A 23,668-nucleotide genomic window follows, 5' to 3' on the forward strand; every position below is an offset into this window, starting at 1 on the left:
CCCGCTTTTTTTCTGTGTGCTATACTAACAAAAGAAGAAAGACAGAGAGGAAAACGACATGTCACAATATACTCCAATGATCCAGCAATATTTGCGTGTGAAGGCAGACTATGAAGATGCCTTTTTATTTTTTCGCCTCGGAGATTTTTACGAAATGTTTTTTCAAGATGCGTTAAAAGCGAGTCAAATTTTAGAAATCACGTTAACGTCGCGTGAAGGCGGCAGCGCGGACCGGATTCCGATGTGCGGTGTGCCGTATCATTCCGCGAAAGGGTACATAGAACGGTTAATTGCGGCAGGCCATAAAGTGGCGATCTGCGAGCAACGTGAAGACCCCAAGCAGGCGAAAGGGGTCATTAAACGGGAAGTCGTACAGGTTATTACACCGGGCACCATGATGGAAGGCGCTGGCATTCAGGAAAAAGAAAACCATTATCTTGCGGCATTGGAACATTCAGACACTGAATATGCGATAGCGGCTGCGGATTTAACAACCGGCGAGTGTAAAACAGCTATTTTCACGACATTTGACGCGGCCCTTCATGAAATGTCGTCGTACGGTGTGAAAGAAGTAATTACAGATGGTTCTTTGACCGAGTTGGAAGCGAAACAAATATACGGCCGGCTTGACGCGGTGATTTCGGTAGAAGAAGCAACGGACCCGGCTTCATTTGATGAACTGCTGATGCAAGTAAAAAAAGAAACCGCCCGAAAAGCGTCAGCCCGTCTTTATCATTATTTGCACCGGACACAAAAACGCAGCCTTGATCACTTACAGGCGGCAGAACCGTATGAAATTCGCGATTATATGAACATCGATTATTTCTCAAAGCGAAACTTGGAGCTGACCGAAACGATCCGGTCGAAAGGAAAAAAAGGGTCGCTGCTTTGGCTCCTTGATGAAACGAAAACGGCAATGGGAGGCCGCTTGCTGAAACAATGGATCGACCGGCCTCTTTTAAATGAAAAAGATATTAACCGCCGTCTCGGTATTGTTGAAACGTTTATCGCGGCTTTCTTTGAACGGGAAGAGCTGCGTGAACAGCTAAAAGAAGTGTATGACTTAGAACGGCTTGCCGGGCGAGTTGCCTTTGGCAATGTCAATGCACGCGACCTCGTTCAGCTGAAAAAATCACTTGGACAAATTCCCTTGTTGGCAAATTTGCTGAAACGAATTAATGGGATCGAATTAAACAGACTGGCCGATTCTCTTGATCCATGTACAGAGCTGTTTGAAGAGCTTGACCTGGCTCTTATTGAAGAACCGCCGATTTCTGTGAAAGAAGGCGGCATGATTCGGGACGGGTTCCACGCGCAGCTTGATGAATACCGTGATGCAGCACGAAACGGCAAGCAGTGGATTGCAGAGCTCGAAAAAGAAGAACGGATAAAAACCGGTATTAAATCGCTTAAAATTGGCTACAATCGCATCTTCGGCTATTACATTGAAGTGACGAAAGCGAATCTCGGCTTGCTTAAAGAAGGACGTTATGAACGAAAGCAGACGCTAGCCAATTGCGAACGGTTTGTCACACCGGAATTAAAAGAAAAAGAGACGCTTATTTTAGAAGCAAATGACAAAATGATGGAACTTGAATACGATTTGTTTTCACAACTGCGTGAGCATGTGAAGCAGTTTATTCCCCGCCTTCAAAATCTTGCCCGTATGGTTAGTGAAATTGATGTGCTGCAATGTTTTGCTGCGGTGAGCGAATCGCGCCGGTTTGTCCGGCCGTCCTTTTCACCAGACGGAAACATGTGGATAAAAGAAGGGCGCCATCCGGTTGTTGAAAAAGTGATAGATGCGCAAGGATTTGTCCCGAACGATTGCCAGATGGAAGCGGGGCGAAATGTGCTGCTTATTACCGGACCGAACATGTCTGGTAAAAGTACATATATGCGCCAAACTGCTTTAATTGCGATATTGGCGCAAATCGGGTGCTGCGTACCGGCAGAGGAAGCGGTCCTGCCGATTTTTGATCAAATTTTTACACGGATCGGCGCTGCAGATGACTTAGTCTCTGGACAAAGTACATTTATGGTCGAAATGCTTGAAGCAAAACATGCGATCGTGAGTGCCACGAGCCGCTCGCTTATTTTATTTGACGAAATCGGCCGCGGGACGTCCACGTACGATGGAATGGCGCTTGCGCAGGCGATGATTGAGTATATTCATACAAATATTGGCGCAAAAACATTGTTTTCGACCCATTATCATGAATTGACAGTGCTCGATGAATCGCTTGAGCATATGCAAAATATCCACGTGACCGCAGCGGAACAAGATAACAAGGTTGTATTTTTACATAAAGTAAAAGACGGTGCAGCCGATAAAAGTTATGGGATCCATGTGGCGCAGCTTGCTGGTCTGCCTGAGTCCGTCCTAATTCGCGCGGAAGAGCTGCTGCATTCATTTGAGAATAAAGAAGAAAAAGCGGCGCCTGCCGCGCCTGCCGCGCTCGTTCAAGAAGGGCAGCTGTCCTTTTTTGAGGAGAAGCCGGTGTCGAAGCAAAAGCCATCTCGGAAAGAAGATCCGTCTATTCTATCAAAGCTGTTAAGCTATGACATTATGGAAATGACACCGATGGAAGCGATGAATATGCTATATACGCTGCAAAAAGAAGCGAAAAAATGAGGTGAACTAGAATGGGGATTATTCGCCAGCTCGATGAATCACTTTCAAATAAAATTGCGGCCGGTGAAGTCGTAGAACGGCCGGCGTCTGTCGTAAAAGAGTTAACGGAAAACGCGCTTGACGCGGGGAGTACCGTCGTTGAAATTGACGTAGAAGATGCGGGACTTGGGCTGATCCGTATTACAGACAACGGCTCCGGCATTGAGTCCGATGACGTGGAGCGGGCATTTTATCGCCATGCGACAAGCAAAATTAAAGACGAGAACGATTTGTTTCGCATCCGGACGCTCGGCTTCCGCGGTGAAGCGCTGCCGAGTATTGCCTCTGTCTCCGATGTCACAATGGCAACGTCCACAGGAAACGCTGCTGGGACTGAAATTGTTTTATCCGGCGGCGCCATTCAATCGAAAAAGCCGGGTCCTGCCCGGAAAGGAACGGAAATGACCGTATCCAACTTGTTTTTTAATACACCAGCGCGGCTGAAATACATGAAAAGTGTCCATACGGAGCTCGGCAACATTACGGATGCCGTTAACCGGATGGCGCTTAGCCGGCCGGACGTTTCATTCAGGCTGCGCCATAATGGCCGTGAGCTGTTAAAAACGAATGGGAATGGTGATGCAAGACAAGTGCTGGCGGCCATATACGGGATTTCCATTGCGAAACAAATGATTCCGGTTCACGCACAGTCCCTTGATTTTCGGTTATCCGGCTTTCTGTCAATGCCAGAAGTAACGCGTGCTTCACGTAACTATATGTCAATGATGGTGAACGGCCGGTTTATTAAAAATTTTAAAGTTTCCAATGCCATTTTAGAAGGCTATCACACGTTTTTGCCGACCGGGCGCTATCCGATTGTGCTATTAAATATTGAGATGGATCCATTGCTCGTCGATGTGAATGTTCACCCGGCAAAGCTTGAAGTGCGTTTCAGCAAGGAACAGGAACTGTGTGCGCTCATTGCGGAGACGGTGAAAGCCGTATTGCGGAAAGAGACGTTAATTCCAGATGCACTGCCTGTATTGAAAAAGCGAAAAGATTTTACCGAACAGCGGGCGTTTCAATTTGAGGCGCCACGCCCGAAACAACCGGTCATGCCGCCGCAAAAGGAAGTTGAAAAGCTGTACAAGCCTGACTATTATAATGAGCCGATAAAAGAAGCACCGCAAGAAATCGTTTTGGAGGAAAAAATCGACGTACCCGTATCCGCGCCAGAGCCGGAGCCGGTAAAAATGAACGAGCTGCCGCAAGAGCGCATGCCGATGCTTTACCCAATCGGGCAGATGCATGGGACGTACATTTTTGCCCAAAATGAAAACGGCTTGTATATGATCGACCAGCACGCCGCGCAGGAGCGGCTGAAATATGAATATTTCCGTGAAAAAGTAGGACAGACGGAGCCGGAGCTTCAGGAACTGCTTATTCCTATGACATTTGATTTTTCCGCAGATGAATGGATGAAAATCGAGGAAAATAAAGCGGCGTTGGAACAAGTAGGTGTATTTTTGGAACCGTTCGGTGATAAATCGTATGTTGTCCGGTCGCATCCCGTCTGGTTTCCGAAAAATGAAGAACGTGACGTCATTGAAGAAATGATTGAAGAGGTACTTGCGATGAAAAAGCCGGAAGTGAAAAAAATTCGTGAGGAAGCAGCGATTTTAATGAGCTGTAAAGGATCGATCAAAGCAAACCGCCATCTACGGAAGGATGAAATTGAGCAGCTGCTGGCGGACCTTCGCCGCAGTGAAGATCCGTTCACGTGTCCACACGGAAGGCCAATCGCGATTCATCTTTCTAATTATGATATTGAAAAAATGTTTAAACGAATTATGTGAAGAGGTGATCTTATGTCATTTAAGGGACAACTGATTTTGCCCGCCATTCGGTCGATGAAAGATTTTGAAAAAATGCTGGCAATGAATTATGAATATGGTGTTTTTCTGGATTTGCACATCGGAATGGTAAAAAGTGTGTTGGACCTTGCGCGGCAAAATGAGAAAAACATGTTTGTTCACCTTGATTTGATTAGCGGGCTTTCCGGCGACGAACATGGCGTTGAATTTATTGCCCGATATGCAAAGCCATACGGCATTATTTCGACTAAAGGCAGCGCCCTGATCAAAGCGAAGCAAAAAGGACTCGTTGCCACACAGCGAGCGTTTATCCTCGATTCGCATGCATTAAGCCGGAGTGTAAAACTCGCGCAAAAAGCGAATCCAGACTATATTGAGGTGCTGCCTGGTGTGGCACCAAAAATTATTGATGTCATCCGCCGCGAAACAGGAAAACCAGTTTTTGCCGGTGGATTAATTGAAACGAAAAAAGAAGTCGAAGCGGCAATGGAAGCTGGTGCTTCCGCAGTAACGACGTCAAATGTTGAATTGTGGAAGGAATTTTCTAAAGCGTAAAAAAGCGAAGCCAGCCCGCTTCGCTTTTTTGTTATTTTGCGCCAAATAGTTCGTATTCAGGCAGGGGCTGGCCCATTTGAATAAGTGACTTTTCAATATGCGCGACCGCTTTTTTCAAAATCGCTACTCGTGTATATTTTTTGTCGTTTCCTTCAATCACATGCCACGGAGCATAGGAGTGATCCGTTTTGCTAAGCATTTCTTCTGCTGCTTCTACATACCTATCCCATTTCTTTCGATTGCGCCAGTCTTCATTGGTGATTTTCCAGCGCTTCACCGGATCCAGCTTTCGTTCTTCAAACCGGCGCAGCTGCTCGTCTTTTGAAATGTGCACCCAAAATTTCACCATTATGTATCGTTCATCGGTTAATGATTTTTCAAATGAATTAATTTCCTCATAGGCTCGTTTCCATTCGTGGTCGACGGCATATCCTTCAATTCGTTCAACAAGTACGCGCCCATACCAGGACCGGTCAAAAATGGCGATTTGCCCATGCTGGGGCAGCTTTCGCCAAAACCGCTGCAAATAATGATACCGAAGCTCGTGAGCAGCCGGTGCTGAAATCGGATGAACGAGAACACCGCGTGGATCAAGCTGCTCGTTCATTCGTTTAATGGCTCCCCCTTTGCCGGCCGCATCCATTCCTTCAAACGCAATAATCAATCCGATTTTTTCTTGAAACAGCATTTGCTGCAAAGCGAGAAGACGGCGCTGATATTTTTCCAGTTTTAGATTATATTCTTTTTTGTCGGTTAATTGCTTGTCCTGCTTTAGTTTTTCCAGCTTTATGTTCATGGTCATTCCTCCCTTTTTTTATCATACCCATAACTCACCTTATTTCAACAATTTTAAAAAATGTTTGACAACGCTTTCAATTGCCGTTATGATAAACAACAAGTTCATAAATTTGTGACCGAGAACATGGAGACTCACATTGACACCCGTTACAGGGATCAGTGTGAGTTTTTTTATTTTTTGCCTTTTGATACGATCCCGGGCGTAAAAAGGCGATAAAAAAGAAGGGATGAGGATGGAATGACACCATTTATGGGAGAGTTGATTGGAACGGCAATGCTTATTATTTTTGGGGCAGGAGTTTGTGCTAACACAAATTTGAAAAAATCATTTGCAAATGGGGGTGGCTGGATTGTTATTGCATTTGGCTGGGGCCTTGCTGTAACAATGGCTGTGTATGCAGTAGGCAGCGTCAGCGGCGCTCACTTAAACCCGGCTGTCACGATTGCATTGGCGATTACCGGTTCATTTCCATGGTCAGATGTCGTATCATATGTAACAGCTCAAATGATCGGTGCTATTATTGGCTCAGCGGTTGTTTTCTTACACTTTTTGCCGCATTGGGAAGAAACGGAAGATCCCGGCGCAAAGCTTGGAGTTTTCGCCACATCGCCAGCGATTGATCGTCCATATGCCAATATCATTAGTGAAGTGATTGGAACATTTATTTTAATTATCGGTTTGTTAACGATTGGCGCCAACGAATTTACAGATGGATTAAACCCGTTGATTGTCGGCTTTTTAATCATTGCTATCGGGTTATCACTCGGCGGTACAACTGGTTACGCGATTAATCCGGCTCGGGATCTCGGTCCTCGGATCGCGCACTTCCTTCTTCCGATTGCCGGTAAAGGGGGCTCCAATTGGAAGTATGCGTGGATTCCTGTAGCAGGACCTGTGATTGGCGCTGTCCTTGCCGCATTTTTTTATAAAGGCTTTTTCCTTAATGAAGGAACAGGCGCGTTTTACATCACGTTAGCTGCGTCAATTGTATCGATTATGCTCATTAAATTTGTTTCAGCCGGCACAGCTGTGCAGGCATATACACATAAATAAGGGGGACTTTCACATGGAAAAGTATATTATGTCAATCGATCAAGGCACAACAAGCTCACGGGCGATTTTATTTAACAAAAAAGGAGAAATCGTTCACTCGGCACAAAAAGAATTTAAGCAATATTTCCCGAATCCGGGCTGGGTGGAGCATGATGCTAACGAAATTTGGGCTTCTGTTTTATCGTGCATGGCGACGGTATTGAATGAAGTGGAAATTCAAGCCGGCCAAATTGAAGCGATCGGGATTACAAATCAGCGTGAAACAGCGGTGATCTGGGATAAAGAAACAGGGCGTCCGATTTATCACGCAGTCGTTTGGCAGTCTCGTCAAACATCAGACATTTGTGCAGATATTAAAGAAAAAGGCCATGAGCAGGCGTTCCGGGATAAAACAGGACTCTTAGTTGATCCATACTTTTCCGGAACGAAAGTAAAATGGCTTTTAGATAATGTCGAAGGGGCTCGCGAGCGGGCGGAAAAAGGCGAATTGTTATTTGGCACGATCGATACGTGGCTGATTTGGAAATTAACTGGCGGAAAAGCGCACGTGACGGATTATTCGAATGCGGCACGAACACTCATGTTTAACATTCATACATTAGAGTGGGACGCGGAATTGCTCGATATTTTAACAGTACCAAAGCAACTATTGCCAGAGGTGCGCCCTTCTTCTGAAGTTTATGGGACAACTGCTCCGTTCCACTTTTTCGGGCAGGAAATCCCGGTTGCCGGTGCGGCAGGCGATCAGCAGGCTGCCTTGTTTGGACAAGCTTGTTTCGACAAAGGTATGGCGAAAAACACATATGGCACCGGCTGCTTTATGCTCATGAATACGGGCGAAAAAGCGGTGAAGTCAGAGCACGGCTTGCTCACAACAATCGCGTGGGGCATCGACGGCAAAGTGGAATATGCGCTTGAAGGCAGTATTTTTGTGGCAGGGTCTGCGATTCAATGGCTTCGTGACGGGATGCGGATGATTAAAAATGCGGCAGACAGTGAGCAATACGCAGAACGTGTAGAGTCAACAGATGGTGTGTACGTCGTGCCGGCTTTTGTAGGTCTCGGAACGCCATACTGGGAAAGCAATGTGCGCGGGGCAGTGTTTGGCTTAACTCGTGGAACGGAGAAAGAACAGTTTATTCGTGCAGTTCTTGAATCACTTGCCTACCAGACGAAAGACGTGCTTGAAGCGATGGAAGCTGATTCGGGCATTTCGTTAAAAACGCTGCGTGTTGATGGCGGCGCCGTAATGAACGCCTTTTTAATGCAGTTCCAAAGCGACATGCTTGATGTGCCGGTTGAACGGACACAAATTAACGAAACGACAGCGCTTGGTTCAGCTTACTTGGCGGGGCTTGCTGTTGGCTTCTGGAATGACCGTTCGGAAATCGCGCAAAACTGGCAGGTTGCCCGTACATTTGAACCAGACATGAACGATGAAACACGTGAAAAGCTGTACAGTGGCTGGAAAAAAGCTGTGAAAGCGGCTATTGCGTTTCAATAACACTAATGGTAGAATGATTATAAGTTAATACATTGTCCGGAGAAACGGGAGAGACCTGAAAGCAAAGCAGCGATAGCTGTTTGCATTTTCAGGTCTCTTTTTGTTTATTCTGGGGTATAAAAATAGAGGAATCATAAAGGGGATGACGAAATGAATTTTACTAATCATCAGCGTACGGAAAAAATAAATGCTCTTCAAAACGAACAATTTGACGTGTTAGTAATCGGCGGCGGGATTACCGGTGCCGGGATCGCGCTTGATGCATCAATGCGCGGCATGAAGACGGCATTAATAGATATGCAGGATTTTGCGGCAGGTACATCCAGCCGTTCGACAAAGCTCGTACACGGCGGTCTTCGCTATTTAAAACAGTTTGAAGTGAAAATGGTGGCAGAAGTCGGCAAAGAGCGTGCTATTGTATATGAAAACGGTCCGCATGTGACCACGCCGGAATGGATGCTGCTGCCGTTTCATGAAGGAGGCAACTTCGGTCCGCTTTCAACGTCATTTGGCCTTCGTGTATACGACTTTTTGGCGGGCGTGAAGCGGTCAGAGCGCCGGAAAATGTTTTCTGCAGAAAAAACACTTCAAAAAGAGCCGCTCATTAAAAAAGAAGGTTTAAAAGGCGGCGGTTACTATGTGGAATACCGGACAGATGATGCAAGACTAACACTTGAAGTGATGAAAAAAGCGGCTGAAAAAGGAGCGCTTTGCTTAAATTATATTAAAGCGGATGGATTTACGTACGATAACGGCAAATTAACCGGTATTCAGGCAGTTGATCAATTAACAAACGAACCATTAAGGATCTACGCCGCAAAGGTCATTAACGCGTCTGGTCCGTGGGTGGATGAAGTGCGCAAAAAAGACGGCAGTGAAAATGGAAAACATTTGCGCCTGACAAAAGGGGTTCATATCGTCATTGATCAATCCGTTTTCCCGCTTCACCAAGCTGTTTATTTTGACACACCGGACAAGCGGATGGTTTTTACGATTCCGCGTGAAGGCAAGGCGTACGTCGGCACGACAGATACGTTTTATAATACGGATCCGATTCGTCCTGATGTCACAGAAGAAGACCGTTCGTACTTACTGGGTGCTATTCGATTTATGTTCCCTGGGGTTGACGTAAAAGAAAGTGATATTGAATCGTCCTGGTCAGGCGTCCGCCCGCTTATTTATGAAGATGGCAAAGATCCTTCTGAAATTTCCCGGAAAGATGAGATTTGGGAAGCAGAATCCGGCTTGTTGACGATTGCAGGCGGAAAATTAACAGGCTACCGGAAAATGGCTGAAACCATTGTGGACTTAGTCGCTAAGCGCTTCAAAGAAGAAAAAGGGGTTTTATACAGCCCGTCTGAAACGAAGCATTTGCCGATTTCAGGTGGGGATGTCGGAGGATCAGCGAACTTCCTGACGTTTGTAAAAGCAAAAACGGCTGTTGGTGTTTCAAAAGGCTTTACAGAAGAAGAAGCAAAAAAGATCGTGCATATGTACGGATCTAATGCCGAAAAGGTATTTTCTTATAAAGAAGAAAGTGGGCTTCCTGCAGTTTTAAACGCGCAGCTGCTTTACGCGATTGGGGAAGAAATGGCTTACACGCCGGCGGACTTTTTTATTCGCCGCACAGGTGCCTTGCTGTTCGACATTGATACAGTTTTAACGTATAAACAGCCGGTTACGAACAAAATGGCGCAGCTGTTCAACTGGACGGACGAAGAAAAAACAAAACATGCGGCAGAACTGGAAGCAGAAATCGCCGCCTGTTCGTAACGGCCGGTATCCGCTATAATAAGGATACTTATACGTAAAAGGCTGTGAAACAAAGTGAAGAAAGACAAAGTGGCTGTCGTCATTGGCCCGACAGCATCCGGAAAAACGGATTTAAGCATTTATCTCGCAAAAGAATTTAACGGCGAAGTGATCAGTGGGGATTCCATGCAGATTTACCGCGGCCTCTCTATTGGAACCGCGAAAGTGACGAAAGAAGAAATGAACGGTGTGCCGCATCATTTAATTAATATTAAAAATCCGGATGAATCTTTTTCTGCCGCTGAATTCCAGCAGCTTGCCCGTGAAAAGATCGCTGATATCAATGCGCGCGGCAAGCTGCCGATTATTTGCGGCGGCACGGGTCTTTACATTCAATCCGTTTTGTATGATTACCAATTTGCTGAAGATGGCATAGATCATACGATTCGAAAAGAACTTGAAGCGGAAGCGGAGAAAATGGGTGCTGACGCGCTGCATGAACAATTGAGAAAAGTAGATCCGGCAATGGCTGCTTCGTTTCATCCGAACAATGTACGCCGGACGATTCGCGCGCTTGAAATTTACCGGACAACCGGCGAGCCTGCGTCTAAACGAAAAAACTCGGAAATACCTGATGAAAAATACGACAATGTGATGATCGGTCTCTCGATGGAACGGGCAGTATTGTACGATCGCATTAACCGCCGTGTCGATTTGATGATGAAGGCAGGGCTTTTAAACGAAGCGAAATGGCTGTATGAGACGAATTTAGTGAATGCACCGGCTGTTCAGGCGATTGGCTACAAGGAGCTGTTTCCATATTTGCGCGGCGAGCAGCCGCTTGAAGAAGGAGTAGACATATTAAAACAAAATTCTCGCCGCTACGCTAAACGTCAGCTGACTTGGTTCCGCAATAAAATGGATATCAACTGGTTTGATGTAACCGATGAATCTACACGAGATGAAAAAAAACAACAAATTTGCTCGCTGTTGGCAGGAAAGCTGAATCTGAGGTAGAATTAGTAATAATGGATTCAGATAGAAAGAGGAGGAACGAAGCATGAAACAGCCGATTAATATTCAAGACCAATTTTTGAACCAGCTGCGTAAAGAAAGCACAATGGTTACTGTATTTTTATTGAATGGATTTCAATTGCGCGGCCTCATTAAGGGGTTTGACAATTTTACCGTTCTCGTGGAAACAGACGGGAAACAGCAGCTTGTGTTCAAACATGCCATTTCGACATTTGCTCCTCAACGCAGCGTCAGCTTAAACTTTGACGAACAAGAATAAGAAACAACGAAGATCCGCTCACAGCGGGTCTTTTTTTTGTGCGTGCGCATATCTTTTTCTATAAAGGAGGGCGTCACATGAAGCAGACAAACAAAGAAGGCCGTATTCATGTCGTCCTGAATCCAAAAGAAAAGCCAGCACCAGCGGCAGGCTGGCCGGATCATCCGGAGCACGGTCTTCTCCGCACAATCGAAGAAGAAATAGAAACCTTAATCGGTCTCGCCGGTTTAAAAACACTTATAAGAGAATTGTATGCAGCTGCATATATAAGCAAAAAGCGGATGGAAGCCGGTATTGATACAAAGGGGCAAATGCTGCATATGCTGTTTACCGGAAATCCCGGCACCGGTAAAACCACGGCTGCACGGCTCTTTGCATCGATGTTTAAGCGGCTCGGTTTATTGGAAAAAGGTCATTTTATCGAAGCAGAACGGGCGGACCTTGTCGGGGAATATATTGGCCACACGGCGCAAAAAACGCGCGATCTCATAAAAAAGTCACTTGGCGGTGTCTTGTTTATCGATGAAGCATATTCCCTTGCACGCGGCGGAGAAAAAGACTTTGGAAAAGAAGCGATCGACACGCTCGTTAAGCAAATGGAAGATCATCAGAACAGCTTCATCCTCATATTAGCTGGATACCCGCGGGAAATGGCTCACTTTTTATCAATGAATCCAGGACTCCAGTCCAGGTTTCCGATTATTCACCATTTTCCCGACTACACGACGAGCGAATTGCTTGAAATTGCAGACGTGATTGCTACTGAAAAAAACTATGAAATTGACCGGGAAGGCAGGAACGTATTACTGGCTAGGATTGAGCAGGAAAAGAAACTGGGGGGATTTCGCTTCGCAAACGGGCGGAACATCCGGACATTAATCGAAAAAGCGGCCCGCCGGCAGGCGATCCGGCTGATGAAGCAATCTGCTCATTCAAAAAAAGAGCTTAAAATGCTGAAAGGAGAAGATTTTCAATTGTCAGAATAAAGACACATATGGTAAAATGTCGAAAAGGATGATGAAGATGAAAAAAAAGCCCGTCAAGGAAAGAATCATTGAAACCGCTTTAATCATGTTTGAAAAGCACGGCTATCATGGAGTGACCGTTGATCAGATCGTTGATGAATGCGGCACATCAAAAGGCGGATTTTATCATAATTTCCGATCAAAAGATGAACTGCTGTATCATATACATGACGTATTTATTTCTTATTTGCTGAATAAAGCGAAGGAATCGTACGAAAAGGAGACGGATCCCGTTTCAAGAATGTGTGGCATTATCACGTCATTTACGAAAATATTCGATTTATATAAATCGCATATTACGGTGTTTTATCAGGAAAGCACGTATTTAAAAGGTGATTTTGAGATACAAATTAATGAAAAACGTGAACAGTACCGCCAGCTTCTTCTGCAAATTATTCGGGAAGGCCAGGAAAATGGTGATTTTCGTCCTGAGGTGCCGGCCCAAATCTCTACAATGGCCATTATGGGGATGATCAACTGGATGTACAAATGGTTTAAAAAAGAAGGCGAATTGACTATCGAAGACATTGCCCGTGTTTTTAACGACATGATGCTGCATTCCCTTTTAACCGAAGAAGCCATGAAAGCAGGGAAAGGCGACATGTTCCTCTTGAAAACAGAACCCGTCCAATAAGGCGGTTTCTTTTTTTTATTAAAAAAGCAGAAGGTGCCTGTTTATCAGCGACAAGCATAAGACGAGCCCTGGCGGAGGCGCTTTTTGCCTCCAGAAGGGCTTGGCTTAGAGCAAAGTCTAAGAACGCAGCGTCCTGCTGCAACGGCTTTGTGACTCACATCCTGTGAGACATCGAGCTGATGGCGTCTGGAGCTGGACATTATACAAAAAACACCCGCCAGATGGCGAGTGGGTCGTTAAAACTTAACTCTTCTCTTTGGCAAATGCCAGCCATATTTATAAGAAAGAATTCGAAGCACGGTAATAAACATAAACAAAATAATAAGCTGAGCTGGCGTCTGGGCCCCTCCAATGGCAATAATCAACCCGGCAAGCGCCGCCCATACTCCATACACCTCATCGCGAAGTAAAGCCGGTTTCCGCTGCGCCAGCACGTCACGGACGAGCCCGCCGCCGCTTCCAGTTAAAACTGCTGCCACGACAACCGCACTGAGCGGATGATTCATGCCCGCCGCATATAAAGCGCCCTGCACCGCAAAAGCGGCAAGACCGATCGCATCAAAAAAGTTCCCCCAGACCGGCCAATGGCGAAGGAGATTTTGCGGAAATAAAATGACAGCTGTAATTGAAAGAGCCGCAATCGTAAAAAAATCCCCTTGCTCCCACAAAGCCGAGACCGGAACGCCAATAAGTAAATTCCGGATCGCCCCGCCGCCAAATGCGGTAATCATGCCTAAAATATATATGCCAAACAAATCATATTCTTCTTCCATTGCGACGATCGCGCCCGAAATCGCAAACGCGATCGTGCCAATTACCGTAAAAATATCCCACGTAATGTCCATTCCGAACCTTCCTTCATCCAAAATGTTTAATGTTCGGATATTATTATAAACGATTCATGTTTTGGCAGCTACTTTTTCTTTCAAGAAAACCAGGATTTTGCTATGATAAAACTAGTGAAGAAGAAAGTAGGAACCAGCTCATGACAAGCATGTTTGACTTATTGAAAAACGGCGCCATCATTCGCGAAAAAGCGGCTGAGGCAGAAGTGAAAATTACCGGTGTCCACCAGAAAATTGACGAAATGGCGGAATACAATCAATTCCGTGTACTGCAAAGCTTTCAAAAAAACCAAGTAAGCGATTTTCACTTTACGCCGTCAACCGGATACGGCTATGACGATGCCGGAAGAGAAACGCTGGAAAACGTGTATGCTGATGTGTTTGGCGGCGAAAGTGCCTTAGTGCGGCCGCAGATTATTTCCGGTACACACGCCATTACCATCTCGCTGTTCGGCATTTTGCGCCCCGGCGATGAACTGCTGTATATTACAGGAAAGCCGTATGATACATTAGATGAAATTATCGGCATTAGCGGTCCATCAAACGGCTCGCTTCGTGACTTCGGCATTTCGTACAAGCATGTTGACTTAAACGAAAACGGGCGCCCGGATTTTGATGAAATCCGAAGCAGTATAAACAAAAAAACAAAAATGATCGCCATTCAGCGTTCAAAAGGATACGCGGTGCGTCCGTCGTTTACAATAGACGAAATAAGGGAAATGATTTCATTTGTAAAGGATATCAAGCCGGACGCCGTTGTTTTTGTTGATAATTGCTACGGAGAATTCGTGGAGAGGGAAGAGCCGCTTCATATCGGCGCCGATTTAATTGCTGGGTCGCTTATTAAAAATCCTGGCGGCGGCATTGCAAAAACAGGCGGCTACATTGCGGGCAAAAAAGAGCATGTCGAAAGCTGTTCGTATCGTATGACGTCACCTGGAATTGGTGCAGAAGCAGGGGCAAGTTTATATAGCCTTCAGGAAATGTATCAAGGGTTATTTCTTGCTCCGCACGTGGTTGCGCAAAGCTTAAAAGGGGCCGTTTTTACTGCCGCCATGCTTGAACAATTCGGCCTGAAAACAACACCTGCGTGGGACGAGCCGCGCACAGACTTAATTCAAGCGGTACAGTTCGAGGACCGCGACAAAATGGTGTCGTTTTGCCAGGCGATTCAATTCGCCTCACCTGTCAACTCGCATGTAACGCCACAGCCTGCGTATATGCCCGGGTATGAAGACGATGTTATTATGGCAGCCGGCACATTTATTCAAGGCGCGAGTATTGAGCTGACAGCAGACGGTCCGCTGCGTCCGCCTTATGCAGCTTACATACAGGGCGGCCTCACCTATGCACACGTAAAAATTGCCGTAACGAGCGCCATTGACTATTTAATCGAATCCAAAAAAATCTGACAAACTTTTAAATAATAAATAAATCAGTGTGATAAAACATTACATGGTGTTGACAAATGAAATAACATGATTTATAGTTAGTGTATCAGATGATAATAAGGAGGGGAAAACATGAGCAGCCAAATACGCCGGACCATGCCGCTTTTTCCGATGGGAACAGTTATGAAATTAACCGATTTATCTGCAAGGCAAATTCGCTATTATGAGCAGCATCATTTAATTACCCCGGATCGTTCTGATGGAAACCGGCGTCTCTATTCATTGAACGATATTGATCGACTGCTTGAAGTGAAAGATCTTCTTGATCAGGGCATCAATATGGCCGGGATTAAAAAAATCCTGCTGAAAGACGAATCGCAGGAAATTGAATTAGAAACAAAAGATAGTGGCGTGAAATTGAAAAAAGAGTTCACCGACGAGGAGCTTCGCAAGCTGCTTCGCAAAGAGTTAATCAATGCGGGACGCTTCAATCGCTCACCAGGAATGGACCGGCGATTTTTCCACTAATCTTTTGCCATACAAGGTTTACATATTTGAGGAGGAATGGATAACAAATGGGTAAGTACACACGTGAAGACATTCAGCGATTAGCAAAAGAACAAGACGTAAAATATATTCGTCTTCAGTTCACAGACATTCTTGGCACAATCAAAAACGTAGAGATCCCGGTGAGCCAGCTTGACAAAGCGCTGGACAACAAAATGATGTTTGACGGCTCTTCAATCGAAGGATTTGTACGCATTGAAGAATCAGACATGAATCTTTATCCGGATCTTGACACTTGGGTTGTTTTCCCTTGGACTGCTGAAAAAGGGAAAGTGGCGCGTCTTATTTGTGATATCTACACTCCTGAAGGAGAGCCGTTCCCAGGTGACCCTCGTGCGAACTTGAAGCGTGTTCTTGGCGAAATGAAAGAATTGGGCTTCACAGATTTCAATCTTGGGCCTGAGCCTGAATTCTTCTTGTTTAAATTGGATGCAAACGGCGAACCAACCCTTGAACTAAACGATAATGGCGGATACTTTGACCTTGCACCAACTGACCTAGGCGAAAACTGCCGCCGCGATATCGTGCTTGAGCTTGAAGAAATGGGCTTTGAAATCGAAGCATCTCACCACGAAGTAGCGCCAGGCCAGCATGAAATCGACTTTAAATACGCGGACGCTATTACAGCTTGTGACAACATCCAAACATTTAAACTAGTTGTTAAAACAATCGCCCGTAAGCACGGCTTGCACGCAACATTTATGCCAAAACCATTGTTCGGCGTAAACGGTTCTGGTATGCACATGAACTTGTCTCTATTCAAAGAGGGCAAAAACTCATTCTTTGATGAAAGCGGCGAATTGAAACTAAGTGAAACGGCTTACCAGTTTATCGCAGGTATCGTGAAAAACGCAGAAGCGTTCACAGCAATCTGTAACCCGACTGTTAACTCGTACAAACGCCTTGTTCCTGGCTACGAAGCACCTTGCTACGTTGCATGGTCTGGCCAAAACCGCAGCCCGCTAATCCGCATCCCGGCATCACGCGGTCTAAGCACACGTGTAGAAGTACGTTCTGTTGATCCAGCAGCGAATCCGTACCTTGCAATGGCTGTTCTTTTAGCAGCAGGTCTTGACGGAATCAAAAACGAACTGGCTCCACCAGCGCCAGTTGACCGCAACATCTATGCAATGGACAAAGAAGAGCGCGAAGCAGAAGGCGTCCGCGATCTTCCATCAAACTTGTCAATCGCACTTGATGTATTGAAGAAAAGTGATACAATCAAAAACGCGCTTGGTGAGCACATCCTTGAGCACTTTATCGAAGCAAAAGAAATTGAATGGGATATGTTCCGCACTCAAGTACACCCTTGGGAGCGCGAGCAATACATGTCAATGTACTAAGAAACTCAACCCCTTGAGCCGTATGGCTTCAAGGGGTTTTTTCTATGTTTTAAAATGTGGGTAATAGACATGAAAAATGAGTGCGGAAAACCCCGCACCCACAAAACACCCACAAGATATTATTTTCTTTTAAAAAGCTGTTCGGAATAATCCTCATACCTTTTCAAATTCCCCTGTTCCAGCTTTTTCGAAATGTGAGAGTACACATCTGCTGTAATACCCATACTCCCGTGACCAAGGCGTTCCTGTATATATTTCATGTCAGCGCCAGATTCCAGTAAAAGAACTACGTGAGTATGACGCAACGAATGGATAGAAAGTCGGGGAAGGTCTGCTTTTTTCAATATCCGGGCAAAGGAATTAAAGAGAGTGGACTTGGGCATCACATTTCCAACATTACGGCACAGAACGAGATTTAAGTCATGGTGATAGAAATCTTTCAATGCCAGTTTATTTTGATTCTGGTATTTTAAATGAAATTGAAGAGCATTGGTCAAAGATTGGCTGATGGTGATGATTCGTTTCGACTTATGCGTTTTTGTATCTCCAAATAATTCTTCATCTTCTTTCGGATCAAAGTCCAGCGTCTTATTAACGGAAATAGTTTTTCCTTTTAAATCAACGTCTGTCCATTGAAGGGCAGCGGCTTCTCCTTTACGCATCCCGGTTTCAATAAGCACCATAAAAAAGAGCCAGTAAAGATAGTTATCCTGGTAAGATGCATGTAAAAAGGCCGGAATGTCAGATGAATCAATGAACTGGATTTCTTTTTGCTTTTCCTTGCCTTTAGCAGTTGCACCCAAGCAGGGATTTTTCTGCAAAATGCCCAGAATAACCGCTTTACTCATGGCGTTATACATTGTTCCATGTACAATTTCCACAGTTCGTTTGCTGTAGCCTTTCCCGGTTAGATGATTCAAAAACTTCTGATACATAATGGGCTTTAAATCTTTTAGCAGGATACTCTGGAAATAGGGAAGAAGATGGTTTCGAATATTGCGTTCATGTACAAGATACGTATTTTTACGGACTGAATCTTTCTTGTATTCCATCAGCCAGTTAGTCAAGAACGATTTCAGAGTGTATACTTTATCATTACATGGATGTACACATTTTCCGCTATTTGATCATCCGAATGACCAAGTCTGGTCATGGATTTATTGCTATATAAGTTGACTCACACATAGCCGGTCGATCACTTCGTCAGGGTGGTCGCCTGCGTAGCGAAGAAAGGCGCGGACAGCTATCACAATTTTCTGGACACTGCCGAAGAAGACATTCTGAATCACCATTTCTTCCAGCCACTTCCAGACGCCTTCCATTAGATTGAGCTGCGGGCTGTAAGGCGGCAGAAACACAAGCTGCAGCCGGCTTTTGTGTTGTTCAAGAAACGGCTGAATCAGCTTGGCATGGTGAATCCGAGCATTATCCAGCACAATCCGCCCAGCTGGATAGTGAGCCAGCACCGTATGGAGAAAGCGAAGAAACGCTTCAGCGTCATATGATTCTTCCTCCGCGCAAAGGATTTCGCCCGTTTCATAATGAAGCTTGCCGATCAGCTTGACGCCCTTGTGCTGGCCATACGTTGGGATGAGGCGCTGCTTTCCTTTGAGGAACCAGGTACGCCCGATTGCCTGGTAGTCCCGGGTCATCGATTCATCTTCAAAGAGAAGATGGTCAATGGCGCCATCGATCAGCTTTTTTTTAGATTTGGAAAGGTCTCTCTCTGAAAGTGATGCTGTTTTTCAGGGTCCGCCTTTTTCATAGTGTAGGTTGGGCGCGTGTAGCTCAGCCCAAGGGAATGAAGGAGCTTCGAGACACCCTTCTGGGTGTAGGATTCGCCCACTCCCGATGGATAAACTGGGCGGCCAGCGACAGTGTCCAGTTAAAGCGAGAGGGAAAGCCCACTTCGTCCGGTGTCTTGTACGCGACCGTTTCCTTGAGGATTTTTCTTTGTTCCACCGTTAGCCGGAAGGCTTTGCCTAGCGGGGTGGCTCTTTTTAGCCCATCCAGCCCACTCTGCCTATACGCCTTGACATAGTGGCTGACTGAATGACTGCACCGGCCGATCATCATGGCAATCTCCTTATGGGGATAGCCGGAAAGGGACAGGAAAACCGCCTGGCACCGCTCAAAGTCACGCCGGTCTTTCGCTGCTTTCATCGCTTCCTGCAGTTCGCGAACGGATTCATCATGTATCATGGCCATTCATCCTTTCGGGCGTTTTACTTGTAATATACCCGAAATTTTTACAAGGAAAATGCCTAGTTCAACTTATATAGTTTTATCAGATTTTTTTCTTGCCTTCTTAAGGGGAAGGAGTTTTTCTCTTATCTGCCTGTTAAATACTAGAAGGTAACTAGGGTTAGAAAAAATTGCCGGTTGTTTCTCCCTCCAAAATGTATAACAATTAAAGTAGCAAGAAAGCAGTCAAACACATTAGGAGGGAAATTATGAAAAAGAAGAAATTGCTACTTTCCCTAATTGCAGGTATGACCATTACTTTTTCTGCTGTTACTATGCAGCCTTCTAGTTCCAAAGCACAGACAACTAGCCATGATCCAGTTATCTTCATTCACGGTGCAGGCGGTATCGGCACAAGCTTTTACGGCATTGAAAATTACCTGAAAAAACAAGGCTGGTCCGATAATGAACTGTATGCTATTGAAATGAACGATAAATCTGGTAATAATCAAAATAATGCAAAACAGCTTGCTTCTTATGTAGATGAAGTGTTAAAGAAAACAGGAAAGAGCAAGGTTGATATTGTTGGACACAGCATGGGAGGCCCGAATGCCCTGACTTATATTCTCAATGGTGGCGGAAGCAAGGTGAACGATGTCGTCACGTTTGGCTCTCCAAACAAAATGGTAACATCGAAAGCTCCAGTGGGTACTGATCCTACCCATAAAATTCTTTATACTTCGATTTACAGCACCAACGACTATGTGGTGAACAATTGGCTTTCACCCCTTCAGGGAGCGAAAAACGTTCAAATCAGCGGTGCAGACCACCTTTCAATGCTCATGAACAGTAAAGTCAACGAGCTGATTAAAGAAGGATTGAATGGCGGAGGGGAAAATTCAAATTAACAAAAGATTCTTATCTTGAACTTAGTTTTTTTAACAATTACAAACTGGAATAGTAAGCACAGACCGCCTAATGCTTTACTAGAATGATAATCGAAGCCAGAACGAATAACAATAATCTATAAACATGCAGCATTTAACGTAATAGGGACTGACCGAATTGAAGGGAGTCCCTATTTTAAATTTCCCGTCAAGTTAAAATGGAAAATATGACAGAAGCGAGATATGATCGGAGTGAAGAGTTACATTACACAGAATTTCTGCTTTCAGCAGAAATCCAGACTGTTGAGAAAGTCTCAACAGTCTTCTTTTTCTTGTCCTTTTTTTGCACTAGTGTTGCATTAATTAAATTTCAATATTAAAAAGACTCAAAAACTTCAATAATTTTGTTTTGTGCAAAGAAAAAGCCCTTTATAACGGATAAGTCAGGTGGTAACCCGTCCAAATCCACTAATAAAGGACAACACTCATGGACAAGATTACACGAAAAACTTCATTTGGACAATGGTTTTCCTCCATAAATTTGAGCGTTTTTGAAGTACAGGTAAAAACCAAGAAATTAGATTTCTATACGAAAAAATTAACGACAGAGTCATTTCTAAAATTACTGATTTTTGCGCAGCTGCAAGAAATCGAAAGCCTTCATGCGCTCAGTGACTGTCTTTTCGATGACCAGCTTCAAAAGCAAATCGATCTTGATTCGATTAGTATTTCTCAGCTGTCACGGCGATTAAATGGCATTACGTATGTATCTTTGTCGATCTCTTTAACCGCGAAATTATTGGCTTCAGCACGGGACCAAACAAAGATGCAAGCCTTGTCGCACGGGCTTTTTCTTCCATTCAAGGTGATCTGCGAGACATCCAGATGTTTCATACTGACCGTGGCAGAAGCCACGTTTAAAATTATCAAAACAGAGTTTGTCAGCCAAATGAAGTTTGATAGCCTGGAGCACCTTACGCTTGAATTCAGTGATTATGTTAACTGGTTTAACAAGCTGCGAATTCATGGAACACTAGGCTATGTAAGCCCGATTGAATACAAATGATCGTCCCTTAAAAAAGCTGTCTGATTTAGTATTGACAATCCACTGTCGGAAATATCAAATGAGAAACTGATCCTTTTTTATAGAGAAATGGTTAAACTTTCTCCTAGTCAAAGAAATCAATACCGTTTCATATTACTAGTTGAATCTAATCTCTTCTTAAAAGAAGTCGTGCAAGTTATTAGTAAACTTAATGATTTAGGGATTGATGGTATCCAAGCAAGTGATTTATATATGAGAATCATTAGCAAATATGGTGATCGTGGTTCTATCCCCCCGAAGAGTCAGGTGTGTATTACAAACACTACTAAATTTTATGATTCTTAAAAATAAAAATCGTAAGTGGTACGTAAAGGATCGTGAATTATTCCTTTGCTTAAATAATTATGATCGTAACTTTTCTCTTTTTAATGTGTAATAAAATTAAAAAAAGACAAGAAAATGCTGCTCAGCTTTATCTTGTCTTTTTTTGATTTTGATATTTTTTCGATTCAATGCTTGAAAGTATTTTCTAGCTTTTTTGTTCTGTCTAAAACTCAAAAGTTTTAGACACTCTTTTTATTTTAAGGCTACCCTGAAAATATCCTTCCAAAAAGACGTTTTTTCATGCGCCATGGTGCGAATCTTATTAGCATGGCTGTCTCTGTTAAAGTCTAATGTTGATAAAATCCGTATTGGTTTGTGGTACGCTATATGAAAACGAACTGTTGATTAATTAAGATCTAATTTGGTGTTATAAATAATGTAGGAGAGCATTTGACCAATAAATAAAAGCAGAGAGTGAAACAATGATAAAAATAAAAGAAGCAGAATAATTTATGAAAAACAAAATTAGTAAAAATTTTACGGATATTGTAAAGGAGCACATTTGTGTAACCGGTTAGTAAAATGAAAGTAAACTATTCAAGAGTAAGAAAGAAGCCACTCTATTATTCAATTAGATATATTAATTGGATGGGAAAAGAAAGTATAGATATCTATGAGTCGAAAGCAGCCTCAAATGGCGTCAGGCTACTTTGTGAATACCGAACGGACGAAGTATGGGTAAGGAAACGAGGCGAAGAGTAAACTGAAGAGCAAAATAGAGCTTCTAGAGAAAAGTACAAAAGATAATATGATGACAAAGCAACTTGGAATTGAAGAAGGTAATCCACCCAAAATACTTTTTTAATGTACATTTAAATTAATTTGATTTATTTTAATCTATAAGGAAGGTGAATTTGATGAAGGTCACAGCAAAGATGATTGCAGAAGAGCTTGACATTTCCACCGCAACAGTAGACCGAGTGTTAAATAACCGCAAAGGCGTCAGCCAGAAAACAATACGAAAAGTGAAGTTAAAAGCAGAGGAAATGGGATATAAGCCAAATAAAGCTGCTAAATTTTTATCTACTCAAAAAACGATGACGGTATTATTTATTCTGCAGGTTATTCCGGATTACTTTTGGGGAGAGATAGAGAGAGAGATACGGAAGACGGCTTTGCTGTTTGAGGATTTCGGATTCAAAGTAGAGGTAGCCCGTGTTTCATCTACTGAACAGAAGATTCAGATTGCTTATTTTGAAAACGTCATCGAAGAAAATGAGTATGACGCGATTGTAATTACTCCCTACGATTCTAAACCATTCATTGCCTCCATCAATAAAGCCATAAATCGCGGCATTCCCGTTTTTTCTCTGAATAATGATGTTCCAGAAAGCCAGCGGATTTCATTTGTCGGAAGTGATTATTATGACGCCGGCTATTTGGCAGCGGAACTTATTTCCATGTTTTCAAAAGAGCTAAAAAAAGTAGTTATTGTTCGAGAAGATGAAGAAATGTTTCAAATGATCCGAAAAGAACGCGGTTTTCGAGCATATTTTCAGGACCATCATCTTGATGTAGAAATTATTACGCTACCGGTGGTCAGCTCTTATACGAATCCTTTATTGTTTACAAACACACAGGTTTTTGTTGGAGCAGATGGAGTATATATTGCCAATGGTATTTTGGGAGAAGCAGGCACATTTTTTAAGGAATGTTCTATGCCACGCCCACCGTTTATTGTTGGCCATGACATTAGTGAGACTATCCATGAGCATTTACAGCAGAATGTCATTCAAGCGACTATTTGTCAGGATCCATCTTCACAGGCAGCGACGGCTGTAAAAAAAGTGTTTGATTATTTGCATTCAGGAGATAAGGGAGCTGAAAAAGATACAATTGTAAAACTGGAAATTGTGACAAAAACAAATGCAAAATATTATTTGCATCGATAAAAAAGAAGGGCAGAAGACACCCTTTC

General features: G+C 43.9%; 17 protein-coding genes and 4 pseudogenes. 17 read left to right on the top strand and 4 right to left on the bottom strand.

The annotated features are described in order from the left end of the window. Nucleotides 1-58: 58 nt before the first annotated feature. The 3 genes from mutS to VQ00_RS06075 are packed head-to-tail and all read left to right on the top strand — an operon-like array spanning nt 59 to nt 5,043. Nucleotides 59-2,635, top strand: a complete 2,577-nt coding sequence (gene mutS / locus VQ00_RS06065) for a DNA mismatch repair protein MutS (protein ID WP_046179261.1) — start codon at nt 59-61, stop codon at nt 2,633-2,635. An 11-nt stretch (nt 2,636-2,646) separates the two neighbouring features. Next, nucleotides 2,647-4,470 (top strand): DNA mismatch repair endonuclease MutL, encoded by a 1,824-nt coding sequence (gene mutL / locus VQ00_RS06070; RefSeq protein ID WP_046179262.1) that lies wholly within the window; start codon nt 2,647-2,649, stop codon nt 4,468-4,470. 12 nt (nt 4,471-4,482) lie between these two features. Then, nucleotides 4,483-5,043 (top strand): glycerol-3-phosphate responsive antiterminator, encoded by a 561-nt coding sequence (locus VQ00_RS06075; RefSeq protein ID WP_046179263.1) that lies wholly within the window; start codon nt 4,483-4,485, stop codon nt 5,041-5,043. Between the two features lie 31 nt (nt 5,044-5,074). Here VQ00_RS06075 and VQ00_RS06080 read toward each other — a convergent pair whose 3' ends face one another. After that, the gene (locus VQ00_RS06080; RefSeq protein ID WP_046179264.1) at nt 5,075-5,839 is read right to left on the bottom strand and encodes a polyphosphate kinase 2 family protein; all 765 of its coding nucleotides are present in this window, start codon (nt 5,837-5,839) and stop codon (nt 5,075-5,077) included. A 240-nt stretch (nt 5,840-6,079) separates the two neighbouring features. Here VQ00_RS06080 and VQ00_RS06085 point away from each other — a divergent pair, with 240 nt between their 5' ends. The 7 genes from VQ00_RS06085 to VQ00_RS06115 all read left to right on the top strand — a co-directional run bounded on the left by VQ00_RS06085 (nt 6,080) and on the right by VQ00_RS06115 (nt 13,104). Next, complete coding sequence (locus VQ00_RS06085; protein ID WP_046179265.1) at nt 6,080-6,895, top strand: MIP/aquaporin family protein; 816 nt, start codon at nt 6,080-6,082, stop codon at nt 6,893-6,895. Nucleotides 6,896-6,908: 13 nt separating this feature from the next. Further along, entirely contained in the window at nt 6,909-8,399 is a 1,491-nt protein-coding gene (glpK, locus tag VQ00_RS06090; protein WP_046179266.1) for a glycerol kinase GlpK, read from the top strand. Between the two features lie 150 nt (nt 8,400-8,549). Then, entirely contained in the window at nt 8,550-10,172 is a 1,623-nt protein-coding gene (locus tag VQ00_RS06095; RefSeq protein WP_046179267.1) for a glycerol-3-phosphate dehydrogenase/oxidase, read from the top strand. 54 nt (nt 10,173-10,226) lie between these two features. Next, a complete protein-coding gene (gene miaA, locus VQ00_RS06100) occupies nt 10,227-11,168 on the top strand; it encodes a tRNA (adenosine(37)-N6)-dimethylallyltransferase MiaA (protein WP_046179268.1) in 942 nt (313 codons plus the stop codon). Nucleotides 11,169-11,211: 43 nt separating this feature from the next. Continuing rightward, nucleotides 11,212-11,445 carry an RNA chaperone Hfq gene (gene hfq, locus VQ00_RS06105; RefSeq protein WP_046179269.1) on the top strand — a complete coding sequence of 78 codons (234 nt, stop codon included), beginning with the start codon at nt 11,212-11,214 and terminating at the stop codon, nt 11,443-11,445. Between the two features lie 77 nt (nt 11,446-11,522). After that, the gene (locus tag VQ00_RS06110; protein WP_046179270.1) at nt 11,523-12,431 is read left to right on the top strand and encodes an AAA family ATPase; all 909 of its coding nucleotides are present in this window, start codon (nt 11,523-11,525) and stop codon (nt 12,429-12,431) included. Nucleotides 12,432-12,468: 37 nt separating this feature from the next. After that, the gene (locus VQ00_RS06115) at nt 12,469-13,104 is read left to right on the top strand and encodes a TetR/AcrR family transcriptional regulator (RefSeq protein ID WP_046179271.1); all 636 of its coding nucleotides are present in this window, start codon (nt 12,469-12,471) and stop codon (nt 13,102-13,104) included. Nucleotides 13,105-13,340: 236 nt separating this feature from the next. Here the strand turns inward: VQ00_RS06115 and VQ00_RS06120 are convergent, their stop codons facing one another. Continuing rightward, entirely contained in the window at nt 13,341-13,949 is a 609-nt protein-coding gene (locus tag VQ00_RS06120) for a trimeric intracellular cation channel family protein (RefSeq protein ID WP_256519623.1), read from the bottom strand. Between the two features lie 149 nt (nt 13,950-14,098). Between VQ00_RS06120 and VQ00_RS06125 the strand changes: the two genes are divergently transcribed. The 3 genes from VQ00_RS06125 to glnA all read left to right on the top strand — a co-directional run bounded on the left by VQ00_RS06125 (nt 14,099) and on the right by glnA (nt 17,250). Next, the gene (locus tag VQ00_RS06125; RefSeq protein WP_046179334.1) at nt 14,099-15,361 is read left to right on the top strand and encodes a methionine gamma-lyase family protein; all 1,263 of its coding nucleotides are present in this window, start codon (nt 14,099-14,101) and stop codon (nt 15,359-15,361) included. A gap of 111 nt (nt 15,362-15,472) precedes the next feature. Continuing rightward, nucleotides 15,473-15,868, top strand: coding sequence for a MerR family transcriptional regulator (locus tag VQ00_RS06130; protein ID WP_046179272.1), 396 nt, complete (start codon nt 15,473-15,475; stop codon nt 15,866-15,868). A 47-nt stretch (nt 15,869-15,915) separates the two neighbouring features. After that, entirely contained in the window at nt 15,916-17,250 is a 1,335-nt protein-coding gene (gene glnA / locus VQ00_RS06135; RefSeq protein ID WP_046179273.1) for a type I glutamate--ammonia ligase, read from the top strand. Nucleotides 17,251-17,369: 119 nt separating this feature from the next. Here the strand turns inward: glnA and VQ00_RS06140 are convergent. Further along, a pseudogene (locus VQ00_RS06140) lies at nt 17,370-18,332 on the bottom strand (tyrosine-type recombinase/integrase); the annotation flags it as partial. 81 nt (nt 18,333-18,413) lie between these two features. After that, a pseudogene (locus tag VQ00_RS17995) lies at nt 18,414-19,458 on the bottom strand (IS630 family transposase). A 245-nt stretch (nt 19,459-19,703) separates the two neighbouring features. On the opposite strand from VQ00_RS17995, the gene VQ00_RS06155 reads away from it, so the two are divergent. From VQ00_RS06155 to VQ00_RS06165, 4 genes and pseudogenes are all read left to right on the top strand, one after another. Next, a complete protein-coding gene (locus tag VQ00_RS06155) occupies nt 19,704-20,342 on the top strand; it encodes an esterase/lipase family protein (protein WP_046179275.1) in 639 nt (212 codons plus the stop codon). Nucleotides 20,343-20,808: 466 nt separating this feature from the next. Next, a pseudogene (locus VQ00_RS19035) lies at nt 20,809-21,081 on the top strand (DUF4372 domain-containing protein); the annotation flags it as partial. After that, nucleotides 21,072-21,387 (top strand): annotated as a pseudogene (locus VQ00_RS19335) (IS3 family transposase); the annotation flags it as partial. The pseudogenes VQ00_RS19035 and VQ00_RS19335, both read left to right, overlap by 10 nt. A 1,220-nt stretch (nt 21,388-22,607) precedes the next feature. Beyond that, nucleotides 22,608-23,642 (top strand): LacI family DNA-binding transcriptional regulator, encoded by a 1,035-nt coding sequence (locus VQ00_RS06165; RefSeq protein ID WP_046179276.1) that lies wholly within the window; start codon nt 22,608-22,610, stop codon nt 23,640-23,642. Nucleotides 23,643-23,668: the final 26 nt, after the last annotated feature.

It is taken from the genome of Domibacillus tundrae (genome assembly GCF_000970675.1).
Classification (GTDB): domain Bacteria; phylum Bacillota; class Bacilli; order Bacillales; family Domibacillaceae; genus Domibacillus; species Domibacillus tundrae.